This window comes from Mammaliicoccus stepanovicii (assembly GCF_002902525.1).
In the GTDB taxonomy this organism is placed as follows: Bacteria; Bacillota; Bacilli; order Staphylococcales; family Staphylococcaceae; genus Mammaliicoccus; species Mammaliicoccus stepanovicii.
Window position 1 is genome coordinate 1 of sequence record NZ_PPQZ01000140.1, and the last position, 1,660, is coordinate 1,660.

A 1,660-nucleotide genomic window follows, 5' to 3' on the forward strand; every position below is an offset into this window, starting at 1 on the left:
CTTCATTATTAATAATTAAAGAGTTATCAAAAATATGAGAACTACTATATTTATGTTCAATTAAATTTCCTATGGTAGTTTTTTCAACAATTTTCAAAGCGCCAATACCCGTTAATTTATTAATTGTATAATATAAATTACTGGAAGAAATATTTAAACATTTCGAAATTTCTTTTGTAGTTTTAGGGTTTTCAGACGTTGCCCTTAAAATATTAAAACTTTTTTCTTCTAATAAAATTTTGGTTAAATCTTCAATTCTATTCATATTACAATACACCCTTTATAATTAATTGTTAGCTATATAATAATTTATAGAGTTAACTCTTTTTAAATTTGCATTTAGCATATATATAATTGAAATAATAGCAAACGAAGTGCCTCCGATGATCATTACTGTATGAGCGGCAAATAATTCTCCAATTACTCCTCCAAGCATAGCACCTAAAGGGATAGAAATAAATAATAAGCTATCTGATATTGATAAGACTCTAGACATAAACTTTTCTTCAGTAGTAATTTGTGTAAAAGTTAATAAACTAATATTCATGATACCTAGTGGAATTAAAGATACACTAAAAAGAACTAGTGAGAATAAAACATTATCCACAAATGTTGAAGATATCCAAAATACAAATATGAAAATAGAGAGGATAGGTATTAATTTTCCGAATCTGATATTCATAAAGAAGGAGCTTAATAAACTACCAGTTAGCATTCCGATAGATATTGAAAACATTAAATATCCATAGTAAGTACTATTTCCAAGTTCTTCAGCGTACTTAGGTAATATTGCACTCACACCACTTAAAATCAAATTGGCAAAAGCTAAAGGGAAAGTAATAAGTAAAAGTTTAGATTTTCTAAAATACGACCATCCATCTTTTAATTCTTTTATATAATTTGATTTAAGGTTTTTCATATTTTTATTTTTCGAATTATATATTATCGAATTGAATAGAACAAAAGCTAATAAAAAGGTAAAAGCATTAAAAAGATAAATATCTCTAATTGTCACATATAATATAACGACTGAAAACAAAACAGAGGATACCATTGAAATAATTTGTTGCATTGAATTTACTGTAGAATTGTATTTAGCAATTTTATTTTTAGAAATGATTTTCGAAACTATACTCATTTCAGACGTTCCTTGAAAGTTTTCTAAAAAAGATAAAATAAAAACTACTGTTAGCACTAAATAGACACTTTCGTAATCTAACATAATTGATATTGGAATTATAGTCATCAATATAAATTGAAATAATTGAGTATAAGAAAGTAAATATTTTACATTAAATCGATCAATAAGAGGTCCAAACAAAAAATTTAATATTTGAGGAATAGCAATTAACGTTACTGCTAAACCAGTAAAAATTGTATTATTCGTTAAATAGTAGATATACCAAATAATTGCCAATTCATATATACTATCTCCAATCGTTGAACAAATTCTACCACATCCTAATAAAATAGAATTTCTTTTTTCGATGTTTTGCATAATATACCACTCCTTTAAAAATATTTTAATCGATAAAAAATATTTAATCAATGAGTTTTTTAAAAAATCTGAAAATTTAGTTGACTTTAACATCCGGGTGTATTAAATTTAAATTATCGATAAAATTAATTTTAACGAATCAAATAATTAAAAGGAGGAATA

General features: G+C 24.5%; 2 protein-coding genes. Both read right to left on the reverse strand.

Going from position 1 to position 1,660, the window contains the following annotated elements; all coding sequences use genetic code 11:
• Window positions 1-265 (reverse strand): winged helix-turn-helix domain-containing protein (locus CD111_RS12330; protein ID WP_142380974.1); only part of this gene is annotated, 265 nt, incomplete at its 3' end.
• Window positions 266-286: 21 nt separating this feature from the next.
• Window positions 287-1,498 carry an MFS transporter gene (locus CD111_RS12335; RefSeq protein ID WP_158245717.1) on the reverse strand — a complete coding sequence of 404 codons (1,212 nt, stop codon included), beginning with the start codon at window positions 1,496-1,498 and terminating at the stop codon, window positions 287-289.
• Between the last annotated feature and the right edge of the window lie 162 nt (window positions 1,499-1,660).